This window comes from Variovorax paradoxus (assembly GCF_040544635.1).
Lineage (GTDB): Bacteria > Pseudomonadota > Gammaproteobacteria > Burkholderiales > Burkholderiaceae_C > Variovorax > Variovorax paradoxus_R.
Genome location: NZ_JBEPKJ010000004.1, coordinates 360,776 through 380,404, shown reverse-complemented (window position 1 = coordinate 380,404; position 19,629 = coordinate 360,776). Strand labels below are relative to the sequence as shown.

Below are 19,629 nucleotides of genomic sequence, written 5' to 3'. Positions count from 1 at the left end.
AGATTCATCATGTCGCCTCCGCTGCAACACATCAACACGTCCCCCAAACCACCGGCTTCGGCGGATGTCGTCGTGATCGGTGGCGGCATCATCGGCGTCTTCACCGCCTACTACCTGGCCAAGCGCGGCGTGTCGGTCGCACTGATCGAGAAGGGGAGGATCGGCGCGGAGCAGTCCAGCCGCAACTGGGGCTGGTGCCGGCAGCAGAATCGCGACGCTCGCGAATTGCCATTGGCGACCAAGAGCCTCGACCTGTGGGAGCAATTTGCCGCCGAGAGTGGTGAAGACACGGGCTTTCATCGCTGCGGGCTGCTTTATCTCAGCAATGACGAGGCCGAAATTTCGCGCTGGGCCAGCTGGCGCGATTTTGCGAAGACCGCGGGCGTGACAACCCACATGCTGAGCGGCCGCGAGGCCGCCGAGCGCGGGCAGGCGACCGGCCGCGCCTGGAAAGGCGGTGTTTTCTCGCCCAGCGACGGCACCGCCGATCCCGCCAAGGCCGCGCCGGCCGTGGCCGCTGCGTTCATCAAGCTTGGGGGCAGCGTCCATCAGAATTGCGCCGCCCGCGGCATCGAGACCGAAGGCGGGCGGGTCAGCGGCGTGATCACGGAAGCCGGGGTCATCAAGACCCGGACGGTCGTGATGGCGGGCGGCGCCTGGGCGTCCTCGTTCTGCCGTCAGCTGGGCATCCGCTTTCCGCAGGCCTCGATCCGCCAATCCATCCTCAGTGTGTCCCCTGTGGCGCATCGCTTGCCGGATGCGCTGGTGAGCGCGGGCGTGTCCGCCACGCGCCGCAACGACGGACGCTACGCACTGGCCATCAGCGGCCGCGCGCGCGTGGATCCGACAGGTCAGTTTCTGCGCTTCGCTCCGCAGTTCGTGCCCATGTTCGCCAAGCGCTGGCGCAACCTTCGTCCGGGCGGCCTGGAAGCCATTCGGAGTGGCCATGAAACGCTGGCGCGGTGGCGGCTCGATGCGCCAACGCCCATGGAACGCGTGCGCATCCTCGATCCGAAGCCCGATCCCGTGAGCATCAAGGACACCCACCGCCGCGCGGTCGAGCTGCTGCCCCAACTTCGAGACGCAAAGATCACGCACGCCTGGGCCGGCTATATCGACAGCACGCCGGACGGTGTTCCCGGCATCGGCGAAGTGCCTGGCATGCCGGGCTTCATCCTGGCCGCGGGCTTTTCCGGCCACGGCTTTGGCATCGGTCCCGGCGCCGGCCACCTGATCGCGGACCTTGCCAGCGGCGCCAAACCGATCGTCGATCCCGTGCCCTATCGGCCGGAGCGCTTCAGCAACTCGGCATGGGGCAAGGTCGCTGACTTCTAGGTTGCGCCTGCGACGCGCTGAGCCCCGCCGCCGCCCAATCGCGCGGCCCTTCGCCTCCAAGGCGGCGGCGCAAGAGATTGGCGCAGCATCGTCAGAAAGGCCGTGGCCCGCGCACTTCGGCCGAAGCGGGTGCCCAGCATGGCGACGACATCGGCCGGAGGAACCTCCCAGCTCGCAAGCACCCGCTTGAGCCGACCGGCTGCCAGGTCGGCAGCGACGTTCCACTCCGACCGGATCGCGACACCCCGGCCTGCCACCGCCCACTCGCGCACCACCGCGCCGTCGTTGCTGCACATGGTGGGACGGATGCGGACGGTCTCCGGCTCGCGCGACGCGTGCACGAAGCGCCACAGGGTGACGTCCTCGTCGTTCTCTCTCACCACCAGGCATCGATGCCGCAGCAAGTCCGAAGGCGACTGGATCGGCGAAGCACCGGCGAGATAGTCCGGGCTGGCGCAGAGGATGCGTCGGTTCGGTGCCAGCGTCGTGACGATCTGGTTCTGGGCAGCAGGCGGTCCGATGTGGACGATGACGTCGCTGCTCTCCACCAGGTGCGCGCCGGGATGGTCGGCAAGGTCCAGGGTGACCGTCACGCCAGGATGCGCTTTTGCAAACGCATCGACCACGGGCGAGACATGCAGCCGCCCGAAGCCATGCGGGGCGGCTATGCGCAGATGCCCGCTGACGGCCTTCTTGCGATTGGCCAATGCCTCGGACAGCGCCTCCATCGCATCGGCCACGATGGTTCCGTGCGATGCGACCAGATCGCCTTCATCGGTGAGGACCATCCTGCGGCCGGAACGGTCGATCAGCCGGATGCCGATTCGTGCTTCCAGCGCCTGCAGGCGCTGGGTGACCGCCGGCGGCGTGACATCCATCTTCCGGGCAGCTTCAGCGAGCGACGCGGACCTGGCCAACACGTTGAAGAAGCGCAGGTCTTCAGAGCTGATCATTTAGTTCGGCCTTAACTCTCTATGCAGGTTCGATAAATTGTAGGTTCAATCGATCGGGCGCAACATCCGGCCATCTCACTTGCTCGATGCAGGTCCGCATCCAGCAAGCCGCATCGGACAAACACAACTCGGAGCACGACATTGAGCCAGGCCATGACCATGAAGCAGGCGCAAGCCGAACAGATCGCAACGACGCTGGGGGAACTGGCGACGCCTTGCCTCGTCCTCGACGCCGAGCGGATGGAGCGGAACATCGCACGCCTGAAAGCCCGGCTGGACGGCCTGGGCGTCACGCTGCGTCCCCACCTCAAGACGTCCAAGTCGGTGGAGGTCGCGCGGCGCGTCATGACGTCGCCGTCGGGTCCGGCAACCGTTTCGACGCTGCTTGAAGCCGAGCAGTTCGCAGCGGCCGGCGTGCGGGACATCGTCTACGCCGTCGGCATTGCGCCATCGAAACTGCCGCAGGTGCTCGCGCTGCGCACCGGGGGCGCCGATGTGACCGTGGTGCTGGACACCGTGGAGCAGGCGCAAGCTGTTGCCCATGCCTCGCGCCAGGCCGGCACGCGCATTCCGGCGTTGATCGAGATCGACTGCGACGGCCACCGCTCCGGCGTGCTGCCGGCCGACCGGCAACTGCTGCTGGACATCGGCCACGCCCTCGAAGACGGCGCTCAACTGCGGGGCGTGATCACGCACGCCGGGGACAGTTATTTGGCCCGTGGGGCCGAGGCCTTGCGTCAATGTGCCGAGGTCGAGCGCCGCAGCGTGGTCGATGCCGCCGCCATCCTGCGCCAAGCGGGGCTGCCCTGTCCGGTGGTCAGCGTCGGCTCCACGCCGACAGCGCACAACGCCGCCGACCTTAGCGGCGTCACCGAAGTCCGGGCCGGTGTGTTCGTGTTCTTCGATCTCGTGATGGCCGGGCTCGGTGTCTGCCAGGTCGACGACATCGCGCTGTCGGTGCTGGCGACGGTGATCGGCCACCAGCGCAGCAAGGGATGGATCCTGGTCGACGCTGGCTGGATGGCGATGTCGCAGGACCGCGGCACCCGCAGGCAGGCGGTCGACCAAGGCTATGGGGTGGTGTGCGACGCCGCCGGCGTGCCTTATCCCGACCTGATCGTTGCCGACGCCAACCAGGAGCACGGAATCATCACGGTGCGTCCCGGCTCGGGGGGCAAGCTGCCCGATCTCGCGATCGGCGATCGTGTGCGGATCCTGCCGAACCACGCCTGCGCCACAGGCGCCCAGCATCGGGCTTATCAGGTCGTTCGCGGCGCGTCCGACCGGGTCGAAGCCGAGTGGCCGCGTTTCGGGGGCTGGCGATGAGCGGCGGGCAGCTCGTGACCGCCATCCTGACGGACCGCGCACCGAAGCCGGCAGGCCACTACACGCAGGCCGTGGTTTCGGGCGCCCACGTCTTCGTCTCCGGCCAGTTGCCGATCCGCGCGGATGGGCGTCCGCTGGACGACGACGGTTTCGAGGCACAGGCGAGGCAGGCGATCCAGAACATGCTGGAGATCGTGCGCGCCGCAGGCAGCTCGCCGCAACAGATCGTCAAGGTGACGGCGTACATCGTCGGCATTGCCAACTGGGCCCGCTTCAATGCGGTCTATGCGTCCATGCTGCCGGATGCGTGCCCCGCGCGCACCGTGGTTCCGGTGCCGGAACTGCACCACGGGTACCTGGTCGAGATCGACGCCATCGCGGTGCGCGAACCATGACCGCCATGGCGACCCGACCCGACCACCACGACCACGACGACGACGTGGAGCTGCTTCCGTTTGCCACGGAACACCTGGAAGGCGCCCTCCAGCTTTCGCAGGAGATGTCCTGGCCTTATCGGCTCGAGGACTGGGCCTTCGCGCTCGAGCTCGGCCAGGGCCTCGTGCTGTGCAACAGCGCCGGTACGGTGATCGCGACCGCGGCCTGGTGGGCCTACGGCGAAGCCCATGCTTCAGTCGGGATGATCATCGTCGCCAAGGCTGCCCAAGGCCGTGGCCACGGTGCCCGGTTGATGGATGCGCTGCTGGCAGCGGCGCACCCGCGCACCATCATGCTGAACTCGACGGCCGAAGGCCTGGCGCTTTATGAAAGGCGCGGCTTTGTCGGCATCGGCGTTATCCAGCAACATCAAGGCGTTCCCCACGAGCGCCACCAGGCGCCACCGGCCAGCCTGGTCAGGGCGATGGCCCCATCGGATGCCGAGGCAGTCGCGCGTCTGGACCAACAGGCCACGGGCTGGGCCAGGCCGCAGATGCTGGATCGGCTCATCCAGGCCGGTGACGGCCACGTGCTCGTGCGTGACGGCGAGCCGCGCGGCTATGCCATTTCACGCCTCTTCGGCCGCGGACACGTCATCGGTCCGGTGGTCGCCGAAAGTGCGGCCGATGCGCGCGCCTTGATCGAAGCCGCGCTCGCACGACTAGGGCAGGTTTTCGTCCGCGTCGACACCGCGACCACCTCGCAGCTCGGAGACTGGCTCGAAAGCATCGGCCTGCGCCAGGTCGATGAAGCCACCACCATGGTCAAGGGGCCGCACATCCCGCCGGCGGGGCCCGCACGCATGTTCGCGCCGGCCAACCAGTCGTTCAACTAGGAGACATCACGATGCTGAGCTCGAAGACGCCGAAGGTGCCGAAAACGCGGGAAACGCGGGAAACGCGGGAAAGGCCGCTATGAAGCTGACCTCGTATTGGCTGGACACCTCGGAACCCTTTCGCAGTGCCGCTGCAGGACCGGTGCACGGCAGCTGCGACGTGGCGGTGATCGGCGGCGGCCTGACCGGCTGTTCGGCTGCGCTGGCGCTTGCCAAGAAGGGCGCACGCGTCGTGCTCCTGGAAGCCGAGACCATCGGGCACGCAGCCTCCGGCCGCAACGGCGGCATGTGCAACAACGGCTTTGCGCAGGACTACGGGATGATGTCGGCCAAACTCGGCAAGGAAGTCGCCGACCGGCTCTATCGGGCCTTCGACGCCGGAGTCGATACGGTCGAGCGCCTGGTGGCGGAAGAGAAGATCGACTGCAGCTTCGCGCGCGTTGGCAAGATCAAGCTCGCGGCCAAGCCCGAGCACTACGACAAGCTGGCGCGCAGCCAGGAACTGCTGGCCGCCAACGTCGACCCCGACACCGAGATGGTGAGCCGTGCAGACCTGGCCAGCGAGGTCGGGTCGGACCGCTTCCATGGCGGGCTGATCTACCGCAAAGGCGCCGGCATGCATGTCGGGCGCTTCGTGCGCGGCTTGGCGGAAGCGGCGGCGCGGCGCGGCGTGGAGATTCACGAGCATGCGCCGATGACAGGCCTGCGACCGGCCCCCGGGGGAGGGCACCAGATCGAAACGCCGAAGGGCCGGCTCAACGCCAGGCAGGTTCTGCTGGCGAGCGGAACCTCTCAGACGGGGCCGTTGGGTTGGATTCGACGCCGCATCGTGCCGGTGGGCGCGTTCCTGATCGTCACCGAGCCACTGCCGACTGAAACGCTTGACCGGCTGTTGCCGCGGCGCCGGATGGCGGTCGATACGAAGAACCTGGTCAACTACTTCCGAACGACGCCCGACAACCGGCTGCTCTTCGGTGGACGCGCGCGCTTCGCCGTCTCCAATCCGAACTCCGACGAGAAGAGCGGGGCGATCCTCAAGGCCGCGCTGCACGAGGTCTTCCCCGAGCTTCGCGCCGCACGCATCGACTATTGCTGGGGCGGCATGGTCGACATGACGCGTGACCGCCTGCCACGCGCCGGCGAGCGCGACGGCATCTACTACTCGATGGGCTACAGCGGCCACGGCACCCAGATGTCGACCCTGATGGGGACGATCATGGCCGAGGTCATGGACGGGCGCGCCGAACTCAATCCCTGGAAAGACTTCAACTGGCCCGCGATTCCGGGCCATGTCGGTCCACCGTGGTTCCTGCCGCTGGTAGGAGCCTATTACCGGCTCAAGGACAAGTTCGCCTGAAGGCCAATGCGGGCCTCGACTTCAGCCAGCTCGGCCCGCGTGCCCGGCTGCACGAGGGGACCGCGAATATGGGTGTTCGTCATCATTCGGCCTTGATGTTCTCGGCGCGCACCAGCTTCGCCCACTTGTCGGAATCCTGTTGCTGGATTGCCGCCAGTTTCTGGGGCGTCGGCCCAACGGGCTCGGTACCTGTCTTCAGCAACCTCTCCCGCACAGCCGGGTCGAGCGCGTGCATGTGGCGACGTACTGACCGGCACTCGACATTGCCTGCTACACGCCAGACTGTTTCGATCGGCATTGGCCTACCATCGGCCGATGCTGCAACCCTCATTCCCGGCCGAGCATTCCCTAGGAGGCGCCCGTTGAGGCGACTGGGCGCTTCTGTCGCGAAAGTGCTCTGGCGTGTGCTGGCGCTGATGCTGGTCGCTCTCGGCCTGCTCGGCGTCTTTCTCCCCGTTCTGCCGACGGTACCTTTTCTGCTCGCCGCCGCCTGGGCGGGCGGACACGGCTGGCCCGCCTTGGAGCAGTGGCTCGTCGGGCACCCGCGCTACGGCAAGTACATCCGGCAATGGCGGGAGGGAGGCTGCGTACCGCGCCGCGCAAAGTGGGCGGCCAGCTGGATGATGATCTTCAGTTCAGCCGTGCTGCTCGCCACCAACGCCCACATCGCCGTGAAGATCGGCGCGCCGCTGCTCATGGCCGTGGTCGCGATCTGGCTGTGGAGGCGGCCCGAGCCGTGATGGTGCCCTCAGTTCCGTTCTGATAGCTGCTCCAGGATGGCCGGATTCTCCAGCGTGGATGTGTCCTGGGTGATGGCCTCGCCCTTGGCCACGGACCGCAGCAGCCGGCGCATGATCTTGCCGCTGCGCGTCTTCGGCAGGTTGTCGCCAAAGCGGATGTCCTTGGGCTTGGCGATGGGGCCGATCTCCTTGGCGACCCAGTTGCGCAGTTCGTTCGCGATCTTCTTCGCTTCTTCCCCGGTGGGGCGCGTGCGCTTCAGCACGACGAAGGCGCAGATCGCTTCGCCCGTGGTGTCGTCGGGGCGACCGACCACCGCGGCTTCGGCCACCAGGGCGGTGCAAGACACCAGCGCCGATTCGATTTCCATCGTTCCCATGCGGTGGCCCGAGACGTTGAGCACATCGTCGATGCGGCCGGTGATCGTGAAATAGCCGGTCTTCGCATCGCGGATGGCGCCGTCGCCCGCGAGGTAGTAGCCCTTGAGTTCGGGCGGGTAGTAGCTCGCCTTGAAGCGTTCCGGGTCGCCCCAGATCGTGCGGATCATGCTCGGCCAGGGCTTCTTCACCACGAGAATGCCGCCCTGGCCGTTGGGCACATCGGCACCGGTCTCGTCGACGATGGCCGCCGCAATGCCCGGGAAAGGCAGGGTGCACGAGCCCGGCACCAACGGCGTGGCGCCCGGCAGCGGCGTGATCATGTGGCCGCCCGTTTCCGTTTGCCAGAAGGTGTCGACGATGGGGCAACGGCCGCCACCGACATGCTGGTGAAACCACTCCCACGCGGCCGGGTTGATCGGCTCGCCGACGGAACCCAGGATGCGCAGGCTCGACAGGTCGTAGCGCTTCGGGTGCACGGCTTCGTTGGCCTCGGCCGCCTTGATGAGCGAGCGGATGGCCGTCGGCGCGGTGTAGAACACGCTCACTTTGTGGTCCTGGATCATCTTCCAGAAGCGGCCGGCGTCCGGATACGTGGGCACGCCCTCGAACACGACTTCGGTGGCGCCCAGCGCCAGCGGGCCGTAGGCGATGTAGCTGTGGCCCGTGACCCAGCCGATATCGGCAGTGCACCAGAACACGTCGTCCGGCTTCAGGTCGAAGGTCCACTTCGTCGTCAGCACCGCGTGCAGCAGGTAGCCGCCGCTGGAATGTTGCACGCCCTTCGGCTTGCCGGTCGACCCGGAGGTGTAGAGCACGAACAGGGGATGCTCGGCACCCACCCATTCGGGTTCGCAGGTCTCCGGCTGCGCTTGCGTTTCTTCGTGCAGCCAGCGGTCGCGCGACGGAGCCCATCCGATCGGGCCGCCGGTGCGCCGGTAGACGATGACGTTCTTCACGCTCTCGCAGCCGCCCAGTGCAATGGCTTCGTCGACGATGGCCTTGAGTGGCAGCTGCTTTCCGCCGCGCAGCTGTTCGTCGGCGGTGACGACCATGACGGCCCCGGCATCCTGGATGCGGTCGCGCAGGCTCTGCGCCGAGAAGCCGCCGAACACCACCGAATGCGTGGCCCCGATGCGCGCGCAAGCTTGCATGGCGACCACGCCCTCGATGCTCATCGACATGTAGATGACCACGCGGTCGCCTTTCTTCACGCCGCGCGCCTTCAGCGCATTGGCCATGCGGCAGGTGCGCGAGAGCAGCTCGCGATAGCTCACCCGGGTGACCTGGCCGTCGTCGGCTTCGAAGATGATCGCGGTCTTGTCTCCCAGGCCGCGCTCCACCTGGCGGTCGAGGCAGTTGTAGGACACGTTGAGCGTGCCGTCTTCGAACCACGTGAAGAAGGGGGCCTGGCTGTCGTCGAGCCCCTTGGTAAACGGGGTTTTCCAGTTCAGGAACTCGCGCGCAAGTCGGGACCAATAGCCGCTGTAGTCGGCTTCCGCCTCGGCCACCAGCTTGTCGTACGCGGCCATGCCGTACACGTGGGCATCCTTCATCTCCGGGGCGGGAATGAAAGGGGTTGTCGGTTCTTGGGTGCTCACGATGGATCTCCTGTTGTTCGATTCAAGACGCCGAGCGGACTGATTCATCGGTCCGAATGGCTGTTCAACCAGGCTGCAATGGCTGCGGCACTGCGGAAGTCGTCGCAGGCGCGTGCCGGAACGGTGGGATAGCGCTGGTTCCACATGCGCGCCAGTGCCTGGCCCGGCCCGACCTCCAGCACGCAGCGCACCTGCCGCGCCATGATGTTTTCCATGCATTCGTCCCAGCGGACCGTCTGCGCGATCTGGGCGGTCAATGCCGTGCGGGCAGAGTTCGCATCGCGCATGCGGTCCCCCGTGTTGCTGAACAGCACGACGCGGGGTGCGCTAAACGGCACCTTCGCGAGGGTCTGAAAAAAACTCTCTGCCGCCTCGCGCATCCAGGGCGTGTGGGATGCGACGTTGACCCGCAGGCGCGTGCACTGCGCACCGGCTGCCAGGGCCATGCGCTCGGCCTCATCCAACGCGGCCACCGGGCCGCCGAGGACCATGCTGGCATTGCCGTTGCGAATCGCGAGTTCGAGTCCCGCTTCGGTGCGCAACTGCTCGAGCCTTTGCTCCGGCAAGCCGCTGACAGCCAGCAGGCCACCGGGCGCATGGGCCGCGCAACGATCCATCGCCTCGGCCCGCTGCGGCGCAAGCGCTACCGCCGCGCCGGGATCGATCACGCCGGCCGCGCTGAACGCGGCGAGCTCGCCCACGCTGTAGCCGGCAACCGCGGCCGGCGGCGGAACCATGGGCGCGAGTTGCCCCCAGGCTGCCAACGCAAGGCTCGTCAGGAGCATCTGCGCATTGCTGTTCCGCTCGGCCCATTCCGGATCGGCGAGCGCACGGCGCCAATCGCCGACGCCGAGCCGCACGCACATGCCGCGCACGATGGCGTCGTCCGCTAGCCAGGGGAGCATGGCAGGGTGCTGGGTGCCCTGGCCGGAAAAAAGCAGCGCGTAGCTCATGGGGCAGGGCACACGCGCTGGAGCCAGCAGGCGGCGGCGAGCGTGTCTGCCGCGCCGCCGGGCGACAGGCGCTGCCGCACGAAATCGTCTGCAATGGCTTGCGCCTCCTGCAGCCCTTGAGGCCGCGCGATGCCTCCCCGGGCCAGGAAGCCTTGCGCCGCGCGTTGGGCGCCGCGCAGGCCCGCAAGGCCGCCGCGGTGCGCCAGGTTGCTGTCGTCCAGCACCGCGATGATGTGGAACAGGGCGTCGAGCCGGGCCTGGCGAGCCGTGAGGCCGCGGGCCAATGAGCCTTGCAATGCGGGCAGGGCTGTTTCGAACAGCACCGGAAAGCCCAGCGCCGCCTCTTCGGATGCGCCGCGCAGGCCGTGGCGCCGTGCGGCGATGCCGCCGGGCAGTACGGATGGCCTCTGGCTGCGCCTGGCCAGCGCCTCGCCCCAGTGCCGGCGCAGCGCGTCACGCAACGCTGCCGGGTGCAACGCACCGCCTTGCTCTTGCAGGGCGGCACCCGCCGCGGCGCACAACAGGCCGAGCATGAAGATGGCCCCGCGGTGCGTGTTGACGCCGCCGGTGGCGGCCAGCATGCGCGCCTCGGCCGCAATGCCAAGCCGTTCGAGCACCGGAAAATCCGCGCCTGCAGCGCCGGCTTCGGCAATCTGGACGAAGTAGCGGCGCAGCGAGAACAGGCTGCGCATGAAGGTGTGCGCGTCCATGTCGTCGTGGCTGCCTCGGTCGATCAGGGTGACCAGGCCGGGCTTGGGCGACAGGGCGAGTTCGTCGTAGAGCGCGAGCGTGGCGGCGCGCCCGATCATCTGCGGTGTGAGCGGCGCTTGCGGCTGCAGCGAGCGCGCGGAGTTTTTCATGCGGCCAGCTCCGTCATGTCGGCTTGCCCGCACCAGGCGGTATCGCGTTGCATGCACACGCCGTCGAGCCGTTTGACCAACACGGCGCGCGCGCGGCCGGCGCGCCACTCGCGCCATTCACGCCACGCCACCGCCGAGCCGTCATTGAACAGGAGCTCGCCGTCCAGCCGCGGCCATGGCGCCTCGAACGACGCAAGCGCCCGAACCACGGCGTCCGCATGTGCCGCGCCCTCGACGGAGACCGACAGGTCGAGATCGGAGGTCGGGTGCACGTGATCGAGGCCGCTGATCGCCTGCCAGCCGTAGCTGCCGAACACGCGCGCTGTGGCGTGGCATTCATCGAGTCGTCCGAGCAATTCGCGGATTGCACCTTGCGCTGGCGGTGGCAGCAGATCGCGCATGTCGGCAAGCCGCGGGAACTCGTCGAGGCCAAGCACCGCGGCGTGCGGCACCTGCAGTGCAAGCCGGCGCTTGCCCCACCCCGCGGGCGCCGGCAAACCGAGCGCGATCCGTTCGCTGGCAGCGGAATCGGCTGGCTGCCGCGTCACGACCAGCGGCAGTTGATGCGACGCCCAATGCGCAAGGCATTCGCGTGCCTGCTCGTCCCACGGCCGGCCCAGCACGGCGGCCCAGCCGCTCGTGGAGAGCCGGGCGAGTTGATGGCGATGCAGAGGAACCATGGCGGTTTGCGTATTCAGGCGGCGGTCAAGCGGCGTCCAGCACGCGCTGCACGACAGCGGCGGCCAGGCGGCGTCCGCCTCGTTCGGCGCCGTCCCGCGCGCGCCGGTCTTCTGTGGGCGCGGGGGCCAGCGCATCGCGCAGGCAGGCCTGCAAGTCGCCCCGCCAAAGCGCCCTCACGCCGCCCATCGCCACATAGTTCTGCACGCCGGGTGCGAACACCGGGTTGGACTGCGACAGGGCAGTGAGCTTTTCTTCCGGCAGCTTGGTCACGCGGGCCATGGCGGGAATGCGCATCACGCGAATCTCGGCGTCCGGCAGCGCGTAGCAGGCGTCGGCAATCAACCCCGAGGTAATGAAGCCGCCGGACAGCGCCTGGTCGTACACCAGGCCGATCACGCGGTGGCCGCGCCGCCGTGCCAGGTCGATGCTTGCGCCCAGGTGCGCCATCGCGCGGTTGATGCCGAGCAGTTCGTCGCGCCGGCGCAGTTGCTGGCCTTGGGTGTCGATCAGCAGCAGGATCGGCCGGCCCGGGTGCTGTGTGATGGTGTCCAGCACCACGCGGGCCTGGGCCAGCGCGAGCCGGACCCCGATCGGTGCGTGGTTCGTGGTGCCGATCACCGCAACAGGCTCGCCGTCGAAGATGACTTCGCCCTGCAGAAAATCACCGTCTTCGCGCATGCCGTGGTACGGGCCGAAGAGCTGGGTGACGAGTGAATTCCATTGCATGGATTGCCTCTGTCTGTATCTGTCAAACGGTGCGCAGCGCGCGGACGGCATCCACCGAGAGCTCGGGTACCCGCTGCGCATCGGGAATGCCGAGCGCGGTCCAGAGCAGCGTCGCTTCGTCGCTGTCAGTGGTGCCGGTGGTGTCAGTGGAGGGCAGGGCGTGCAGGCGCTCCGTGAGCAGAACATGCTCCTGCTCCAGCGCCGCAAGAGTCAACGGCTTTGATTCATTGAGGGCCGAAATGGCCGCCGCGCGAAAAGCGGCAACGTCGTCGTCGACCAGCGCATCGCAGTCGCCAGTGAGCCAGCGGTGCTTGCCGCCCGTGGTGCGCCAGACCAGTGCCCGGTCGCGCGAATCGAATTCATCCACGCCGTGGGAAGCCTCGATCACCTCGGGGCCCGACATCGCCAGCCGGCCGACGTCGCTCATCACGATGTGGTCGGCACAGCGCGCGACGATGCCCATGCCGCCGAAGCAGCCGTTGGCGCCGCCGATCAACACCAGCACCGGAATGCCGGCGGCGCGCACGTCGAGCAATGCGCGCATCACTTCCGACACCGCAATGAGTCCGGCGTTGGCCTCGTGCAATCGCACGCCGCCCGATTCGGCCAGCAGCAGCACGGCCGCCGGCCGGTCGCGCAACGCACGCTGTAGCAGGCCGACCAGCTTGGCGCCATGCACCTCGCCGACACCGCCGCCCATGAACGCGCCTTCCTGCGCAGCCACGAACACGCTGCGGCCATCGAGCATCGCGCGGCCGACCGCCACGCCGTCGTCGAAGGCCGAGGGCACGCCCAACTGCGCCAGGTGCGGGCTCATGACCCGCTCGCTCGGAGGCAGCCATTCATGAAAACTGCCGGCATCGAGCAGCAGCGCCAGCCGCTCGCGCGCCGAGCATTCGGCATAGCTGATCATGCCCCGCCTCCGGCAATCTCGGCCACAGCCTGGTCCAGCCGTAGGCTCACCACTGCGGGTGTGGCGCCCATGTCGTTGATAGAGACGCGCACGCCGGCCAGCGGATGCCGGGCGTGAAAGTCGTTCATCACGGCCTGCCAGATCGGGCCGAAGCCGCGCGCTGATGTCTCGACGCGCACCGCGCAGCCGTTGCCGGCGGCCGGCTCGAGCATGACTTCGAGGTTGCCGGACCCAACCACACCGACGAGCACCGGCGCAAAGGCACCGGCCGGCCGGCCGCCGGAAAAAGAAAAGTCCAGGGTTTCGAGCCCTGCGGGAATGTCGCTCATCGTTGAATCTCCTGCTACCAGTTTCTGAAGCGCTTGGGCGGTTGGTACAAGCCGCCGGAGGCGCGCACGAGGTCGCGCATGTTGCGTGCGGCCAGCAGGTTGCGCGTGGCCTGGCGGGGGTCGATGCCCAGGTCCTGCGGCCGGCGGATCACGCCGCGGTCGCGCAGGTTCTCGACCGCGCGCTTGTCGCGCGCGAGGCCCACCGCGGTATAGCCAGCCACGCCGCGGATGGCTTGCTCGCGCTCCGCATCGCTGCGGCACATCAGCAGGTTGGCAATGCCTTCTTCGGTGAGGACGTGCGAGACGTCGTCGCCGTAGATCATGATCGGCGGCAGTTCCATGCCGGCCTGCTCCTGCAGGGTCCAGGCATCGAGCCGGTCGACGAAGGCCGGCTGCATGTGCTCACGGAAGGTCTCGACCATTTGCACCACCAGCTTTTGCCCGCGCGGCGTGCCGGCCGCGCCGGTGCGCCCGGCACGCGCTTCGCGCCCGGCCTTGAGCCAGGCCGGGCTCGAATGCCGGCGGCCGCGCGCGTCGGCGCCCATGTTGGGCGCGCCGCCGAAGCCGGCGATGCGGCCCAGCGTGGCGGTGGAGCTGTTGCCATCGAGGTCAATCTGCAAGGTCGAGCCGATGAACATGTCGCAGGCGTAGTGGCCCGCCGCCTGGCAGAACGCCCGGTTGCTGCGCAGGCTGCCGTCGGGACCGGTAAAGAACACGTCGGAACGCGCGCGAATGTAGTCTTCCATGCCCAGCTCGGAGCCGAAGGAGTGCACCGACTCCACCCAGCCCGCCTCGATCGCGGGAATCAACGCCGGATGCGGGTTCAGCGCCCAGTGCTTGCCGATCTTGCCCTTCAGGCCGAGCGACTCTGCATAGGTCGGCAGCAGCAGCTCGATCGCTGCGGTGTCGAAGCCGATGCCGTGGTTCAGGCGCTGCACGCCGTACTCGGCATAGATGCCCTTGATGGCCATCATCGCCATCAGGATCTGGACTTCGCTGATTTGCGCCGGGTCGCGCGTGAACAGCGGTTCGATGAAATTGGGGTGCGGCGCCTTCACCACGAAGCTCACCCAGTCGGCGGGAATGTCGACGCGCGGCAGCGTGGTGGTCTTGCCGTCGACCATTTCATTGACCTGCGCAATCACGATGCCGCCCGAGAACGCCGTGGCTTCGACGATGGCCGGCGTGTCTTCGGTGTTGGGGCCGGTGTAGAGATTGCCTTCGGCATCAGCCGCCTGCGCGGCGACCAGCGCGACCTTGGGCGTCAGGTCGACGAAGTAGCGCGCGAACAGTTCGAGGTAGGTGTGGATGGCGCCGATCTCGATGCGCCCCGCAGACACCAGCTTGGCCAGCCGCGCACCCTGAGGCCCCGAAAAGCTGAAGTCCAGCCGGGCGGCCACGCCGTTCTCGAAAACGTCCAGATGCTCCGGCAGCGCCAGCACCGACTGCACCATGTGCAGGCCATGCACCTTTGCCGGATCGACCTGGACCAGTGCGCGCGCGAGAAAGTCAGCCTGCTTCTGGTTGTTGCCTTCAAGGCAGACACGGTCGCCCGGCGAGAGCACCGCCTCGAGAAGGGTGGCGATGGCTTCGGTGTCGACGCGCTTGCCGGCGAGCCGGTTTCCGAGTGCGTCGGCCGCGCGTGCCAACCGCATGTTGCGGTCGTCGGCCTTGGAGGTCCAGGATCTGGAGATCATAGGAAAAGGAGTTGAAGTTCGATCGAAAACATTGGGGCCCTCACAGCACCACGAAGAGCAGCCACACCACCACCGGCGCCACCAGCGTCACGATGGCGCCATACACCATCAGCTGCCGGAAGAACACGTCCCGGTCCACGCCCTTGGCGTTGGCAAGCACCAGCGCCCCGTTGGTGGAGAACGGACTGACGTCGACGATGGTCGAGGACACGGCCATTGCCGCGATGAAGCCGATGGCGCTCACGCCCGTGTCGCCCTGCAGGAACGGCACCGCCAGCGGAATCAGCGAGCCGAGCACGGCGGTCGACGAAGCAAAGGCCGAGACCACGGCGCCGACGAAGCACAGCAGCAGCGCGGCGACCATGGGCGAGGTGAGTCCGGCCACGCTGTGGCCGACGAAGTCGATCGTGCCCATCTTGTCCATCACGCCCACGTAGGTGCTGACGCCCACGATCAGCATGATCTCCGGCCACGACACCTGGCCCAGCGCGCGCTTTTGCAGGTTGGGCGCCATCAGCGTCAGCACAAGGCCGATGCTGATCGAGACGAAGCCGATGTCCTGCTTGAAGAACAGCGTCAGCACGGCCAGCGCCAGCAGTCCGGCCACGGTGGCGATGCGGTAGGCATGCGAGCCAGGGTTCGCCGCTTCGGCGCGTGATGACTCCATCAGCGAGTTTTCTGCGCGCGCCGCGATGCGCCGTTCTTCGGGAAACGATTCGCCCTCGGCATCGCCATACACCTGCGCGCCGCTTTGGCCATGCGAAACGCGCTGCACGAGCGGTGCGGTGCCGTCGGCATTCGCGCGCTGCCGCAGCAGCTTCATGCCGCCCATCAGGAAGAACAGCAGCAGCGACACCGACAGGTTGACGCCGAGGCTTGCGAGCATGGTGGCCATCTCGTTCAGCGGCAGGCCGGCCTTGGCGACGATCTTGTTGGTGATGCCCCCGTAGATGCTGATCGGCGAAAAGCCGCCCCCTTGCGCGCCGTGCACGACCATCAGCCCCATGAGCAGCGGATTGATGCCGTACTTGGCGGCAAAGCCGAGCGCGATAGGCGCGATGATGGCCACCGCCGCCGGGCTGACCGCGCCCACTGCCGTGAGCAGCGCCGCAATGAGAAACATGATCCAGGGAATGGCGGCAATGCGCCCGCGCACGGCGCGCACCGCCAGCCTCACGAGCCAATCGATGGTGCCGTTGTTCTGCGCCAGCGCGAACAGGTAGGTGATGCCCACCAGCGTGAGAAACAGGTCGGCCGGAAAGCCGCCCATGATCGCCTTCGTGTTCATGCCGGCCACCAGCGTGCCGACCAGGAACGCACCGACGAAGGCGATCACGCCCATGTTGATGGGCAGCACAGTGGCCAGCACGAACATGCCGACCAGCGCGTAAATCGAAATCCAATGTGAACTCATCGAGGCGTCTCCGGTGTTTTAGGTACGACGCACATGGCACCACGCGTCTGGGTCCGTACGGTACGCACCCCCTCCGGGACGATCAATGAAGCGGCGTCTTCGACCTTTACGCCATGTGAAACGATCGAGGGTTAACCCTGGTTCGACCACAAGCTGGGCAAGGGGCAATCAGTCGAGCGTGGCGCCAGAAATCTTCACGCGTTCAGCCTGCACCTTGAAGTCTTGTGCCAGAAAGCTCCTGTACTCCGCAGGCGTGGAACCGATAGCCACATAAGAATAGGCGTCGATCTGCGTGCGGCGGAAATCGGGATCCATCAGAATCTTGCGAACGTCGCTGGCGATTTTGTCCACCACGGCCGAGGGCGTTCCCGCGGGTGCCACGAGCCCGATATTGAAAGCGCCATTGATGTCTTTGACGCCCGCTTCCTTGAACGTTGGCACGTCTGGCAAGGCAACACTGCGGCTGTCGCCGGAAATAGCGAGCGCCTTCATCTTGCCCGATTTGACGTGTTGCTCGACGACTGACACACCGAGGATCGCCGAATCCACTTGGCCCGAAATGATGTCGGGGATCAGGGGGGCTGCGCCCTTGTAGGGCACGTGCACCATTTCCAGATGCTCTTGTTTGGCAAACATGGCCAAGGGCAAATGGACAATGCCACCAGCGCCGGAAGAACCGTAGCTCATGGGCTTGTCTTTGGCGTTATGTGCCAGTTGCACGAACTCTTTAAGGGTGTTGGCCTTCGAGTTTTGCGGTACCAAAAAGACCATTGGCACAGTGATCAACCGCGAGATGGGCGCAAAGTCTTTTTCAGGGTTATAGGGCAATTTCTTGTACAGGTGCGGATTCATGGTCAACGCCGCCTCCGTCGCCGCAAACAACGTGTAGCCATCGGCCGGACTCTTGGCCACGAGCTCGGCACCAATAATCTCATTGGCGCCTGTTTTGTTCAAAACCAGCACTGGCTGGCCCCACTCCTTGGTGAGCCTGATGCCCAATGACCGGGAAAGATTATCTACGGGGCCGCCCGCGGAGTAGGGAACCACGATGGTCACGGGCTTGGCAGGGAAAGTCTGGGCAACAACGCCCTGCGAAGCAGCAATGACGGCAAGTGAAAGTGCAATTTGTACAAGATTTTTCATGGCAATTGTGCAAAACGAGACCAGATGCGAAAGCAGAAAGACAGGTCGATTTCTTGTCGCTCGAATGTGGCGACTGACGCTATGCACTTTCCTAGGAAGCGCATGAAAAAATACTCCCCTATAAACTGACTGCGTGGAACGATATCTCGTTATCAGGTCGTCGCGATAGGATAAATGCGCTCCGAAGTTTGGATGATTGCGACATCCTCGGCAACGGCGGCGGAGCTTTCATGTTCTCACGGCTTTGCAATCCTATCGATCCCATCGCAATGGGTCGAGAATTCCGTTATTGATCGAACCGAGAACCTTCGATTTGGGTGGCGGTGGCGAGTTCTGGCTGCGTTGGTCACCGGCGAGCATCGATCAATGTTTCAGATTAATAGCCAAGGAATTCTCTTCATGAAACTATATTGGTCATCAACGTCCCCATTCGTCAGGAAAGTCGTCGTAAGTGCCCACGAGCTGGGGCTGGCCGACAGGTTGGAAACGATTCCAACCCGCGTTGCACCAAATAAGCCAGATTTGGCTTTGTTGCAATACAACCCGCTCGGACAACTTCCAACGCTCGTTCTGGATGATGGAACTGCGCTCTACGATAGCCTCGTAATCATCGAGCACCTCGAACACGTCGCAGGTGGCGCCAAGCTCATTCCGTCATCGCCTGAAGCCCGAATTGAAGAGCTTCGGTTCCATGCGTTGTGCAATGGATTTCTCGATCTGTTGGTGCAATGGCGCATCGAATCCATGAAGGACGCAAAGCAGATTGCACTTATCAATGCATTCAATTTGAAGTCGAGCATGATATGGGCAAAATTGGAGGCGGCAGCCGAGCAAGTGGGGCAACGGCCTTTTGGGTTGTCGTCAATTACGCTTGCCATTGTTGCCGAATATGCCGACTTTCGATTTCCCAGGCTTGGCTGGCGAGAAAAATATCCGGTGCTCTCTAGCTGGCACCGATCGATGCAGTCGCGTCCTTCTCTGGTCTCCAGTAGATTTTTCGATGGCTCCCAGTCTCAGTAAGCAGTAGTCTTGCAAAGCTGCTGCCTACGGTTTCAACGGACTATCACCATCAAATTAGGATACAAAATGTCAAAATTCGAGCGCAAACTGATCCCAACGCATGAAGGGCAGGTCGAACTTCTGGTCGAAGGTGAGGGGCCGCGTATTGTCTTGCTGCCCTCGCTGGCGAGAGGGGCGACTGATTTCGATGAAATTGCACCAATAATCGCAGCGGCTGGATTTCGCGTATTGCGACCTCAGCCACGCGGCATAGGCGAGAGCACGGGGCCGACCGAAGGCATCACGTTGATTGATCTTGCCGCTGATGTTGTTGCCGCGATCGAAGCTGACTGCGCACCAGGAAAGCCCGAGGTATTGTGTGTGGTGGGCCATGCATTCGGAAATTGGGTCGCCCGGGTTCTCGCTCATCATTGGCCATCGATGACAAAATCTGTGGCGCTTTTGGCGGCCATTATCGGCAGCACGATATCGCCCGAGCTTTTGATTTCAGTCAATGTCGTATCTGACAATTCCAAGCCGGACGCAGATCGGCTGTTTTATCTGGAGCGGGACTTCTTCGCTCCGGGGCACGATGCTTCCGTTTGGTTGGGCGGGTGGCATACGGAAGTCTCCAAATTCCAGCTTGCAGCGACGAATGCAACGGCCGACAGCAGTTGGACCGAAGTAGGCAAGAATTTGCCGGTGCTTTACGTCGCGCCTGAATTTGACAAGATCGCGCCCGTACCCGAAGAAGACTTCTTGCGGGATCGCGTAGGCCATCGAACGACGATGGAGATCATTCATGGTTCCGGGCACGCACTTCTTCCGGAGAAAGTTTCTGAGGCTGCGGCTGTACTTGTCTCATTCGCCCAATCCATCATGCGCGGCGAAGGCGATGTATCGAAATCCGCCTAGACTTCGCAGTTGCATTTCAAAGAAGCAGCAATTCCGCGCCTA

20 protein-coding genes are annotated in these 19,629 nt (G+C 65.5%); 8 read left to right on the top strand and 12 right to left on the bottom strand.

Annotated elements, in window-relative coordinates:
• Positions 1–9 precede the first annotated feature (9 nt).
• Entirely contained in the window at positions 10–1,335 is a 1,326-nt protein-coding gene (locus tag ABIC94_RS09375) for an NAD(P)/FAD-dependent oxidoreductase (protein ID WP_354372742.1), read from the top strand.
• On the opposite strand, the gene ABIC94_RS09370 is transcribed toward ABIC94_RS09375, so the two are convergent.
• Complete coding sequence (locus ABIC94_RS09370; protein ID WP_354372741.1) at positions 1,332–2,288, bottom strand: LysR family transcriptional regulator; 957 nt, start codon at positions 2,286–2,288, stop codon at positions 1,332–1,334. The genes ABIC94_RS09375 and ABIC94_RS09370 overlap by 4 nt on opposite strands.
• A 153-nt stretch (positions 2,289–2,441) precedes the next feature.
• Between ABIC94_RS09370 and ABIC94_RS09365 the strand changes: the two genes are divergently transcribed.
• From ABIC94_RS09365 to ABIC94_RS09350, 4 genes are all read left to right on the top strand, one after another.
• A complete protein-coding gene (locus ABIC94_RS09365; RefSeq protein ID WP_354372740.1) occupies positions 2,442–3,614 on the top strand; it encodes a DSD1 family PLP-dependent enzyme in 1,173 nt (390 codons plus the stop codon).
• Positions 3,587–4,009 (top strand): RidA family protein, encoded by a 423-nt coding sequence (locus ABIC94_RS09360; RefSeq protein ID WP_354372739.1) that lies wholly within the window; start codon positions 3,587–3,589, stop codon positions 4,007–4,009. The genes ABIC94_RS09365 and ABIC94_RS09360 overlap by 28 nt, the downstream gene beginning before the upstream one ends.
• Before the next feature lie 5 nt (positions 4,010–4,014).
• Positions 4,015–4,884, top strand: coding sequence for a GNAT family N-acetyltransferase (locus tag ABIC94_RS09355; protein ID WP_354372738.1), 870 nt, complete (start codon positions 4,015–4,017; stop codon positions 4,882–4,884).
• Positions 4,885–4,963: 79 nt separating this feature from the next.
• The gene (locus tag ABIC94_RS09350; protein ID WP_354372737.1) at positions 4,964–6,241 is read left to right on the top strand and encodes an NAD(P)/FAD-dependent oxidoreductase; all 1,278 of its coding nucleotides are present in this window, start codon (positions 4,964–4,966) and stop codon (positions 6,239–6,241) included.
• A gap of 82 nt (positions 6,242–6,323) precedes the next feature.
• On the opposite strand, the gene ABIC94_RS09345 is transcribed toward ABIC94_RS09350, so the two are convergent.
• The gene (locus ABIC94_RS09345; protein WP_354372736.1) at positions 6,324–6,476 is read right to left on the bottom strand and encodes a hypothetical protein; all 153 of its coding nucleotides are present in this window, start codon (positions 6,474–6,476) and stop codon (positions 6,324–6,326) included.
• Positions 6,477–6,603: 127 nt separating this feature from the next.
• Here ABIC94_RS09345 and ABIC94_RS09340 point away from each other — a divergent pair, with 127 nt between their 5' ends.
• Entirely contained in the window at positions 6,604–6,981 is a 378-nt protein-coding gene (locus tag ABIC94_RS09340) for a YbaN family protein (RefSeq protein WP_354372735.1), read from the top strand.
• Positions 6,982–6,989: 8 nt separating this feature from the next.
• Here the strand turns inward: ABIC94_RS09340 and acs are convergent, their stop codons facing one another.
• The 10 genes from acs to ABIC94_RS09290 form a co-directional block, all read right to left on the bottom strand.
• Entirely contained in the window at positions 6,990–8,912 is a 1,923-nt protein-coding gene (gene acs, locus ABIC94_RS09335) for an acetate--CoA ligase (RefSeq protein ID WP_354372777.1), read from the bottom strand.
• Between the two features lie 89 nt (positions 8,913–9,001).
• A complete protein-coding gene (locus ABIC94_RS09330; RefSeq protein ID WP_354372734.1) occupies positions 9,002–9,910 on the bottom strand; it encodes an ACP S-malonyltransferase in 909 nt (302 codons plus the stop codon).
• Complete coding sequence (mdcB, locus tag ABIC94_RS09325; RefSeq protein WP_354372733.1) at positions 9,907–10,770, bottom strand: triphosphoribosyl-dephospho-CoA synthase MdcB; 864 nt, start codon at positions 10,768–10,770, stop codon at positions 9,907–9,909. Before mdcB ends, ABIC94_RS09330 begins: the two co-directional genes overlap by 4 nt.
• Entirely contained in the window at positions 10,767–11,450 is a 684-nt protein-coding gene (gene mdcG / locus ABIC94_RS09320) for a malonate decarboxylase holo-[acyl-carrier-protein] synthase (RefSeq protein WP_354372732.1), read from the bottom strand. The genes mdcB and mdcG overlap by 4 nt, the downstream gene beginning before the upstream one ends.
• Before the next feature lie 25 nt (positions 11,451–11,475).
• Positions 11,476–12,177 (bottom strand): biotin-independent malonate decarboxylase subunit gamma, encoded by a 702-nt coding sequence (gene mdcE, locus ABIC94_RS09315; RefSeq protein WP_354372731.1) that lies wholly within the window; start codon positions 12,175–12,177, stop codon positions 11,476–11,478.
• A 22-nt stretch (positions 12,178–12,199) separates the two neighbouring features.
• Complete coding sequence (locus tag ABIC94_RS09310; protein WP_354372730.1) at positions 12,200–13,090, bottom strand: biotin-independent malonate decarboxylase subunit beta; 891 nt, start codon at positions 13,088–13,090, stop codon at positions 12,200–12,202.
• Positions 13,087–13,419, bottom strand: coding sequence for a malonate decarboxylase acyl carrier protein (gene mdcC / locus ABIC94_RS09305; RefSeq protein ID WP_354372729.1), 333 nt, complete (start codon positions 13,417–13,419; stop codon positions 13,087–13,089). The genes ABIC94_RS09310 and mdcC overlap by 4 nt, the downstream gene beginning before the upstream one ends.
• Positions 13,420–13,433: 14 nt before the next feature.
• The gene (gene mdcA / locus ABIC94_RS09300) at positions 13,434–15,116 is read right to left on the bottom strand and encodes a malonate decarboxylase subunit alpha (RefSeq protein ID WP_354372728.1); all 1,683 of its coding nucleotides are present in this window, start codon (positions 15,114–15,116) and stop codon (positions 13,434–13,436) included.
• A gap of 40 nt (positions 15,117–15,156) precedes the next feature.
• Positions 15,157–16,530, bottom strand: coding sequence for an SLC13 family permease (locus ABIC94_RS09295; protein ID WP_354372727.1), 1,374 nt, complete (start codon positions 16,528–16,530; stop codon positions 15,157–15,159).
• A gap of 168 nt (positions 16,531–16,698) precedes the next feature.
• The gene (locus ABIC94_RS09290; RefSeq protein ID WP_354372726.1) at positions 16,699–17,673 is read right to left on the bottom strand and encodes a Bug family tripartite tricarboxylate transporter substrate binding protein; all 975 of its coding nucleotides are present in this window, start codon (positions 17,671–17,673) and stop codon (positions 16,699–16,701) included.
• A gap of 174 nt (positions 17,674–17,847) precedes the next feature.
• Here ABIC94_RS09290 and ABIC94_RS09285 point away from each other — a divergent pair, with 174 nt between their 5' ends.
• Together ABIC94_RS09285 and ABIC94_RS09280 are read left to right on the top strand one after the other, a co-directional pair.
• Positions 17,848–18,693 (top strand): glutathione S-transferase family protein, encoded by an 846-nt coding sequence (locus ABIC94_RS09285; protein WP_354372725.1) that lies wholly within the window; start codon positions 17,848–17,850, stop codon positions 18,691–18,693.
• A gap of 66 nt (positions 18,694–18,759) precedes the next feature.
• Entirely contained in the window at positions 18,760–19,587 is an 828-nt protein-coding gene (locus tag ABIC94_RS09280) for an alpha/beta fold hydrolase (protein WP_354372724.1), read from the top strand.
• The last annotated feature ends 42 nt before the right edge of the window (positions 19,588–19,629 follow it).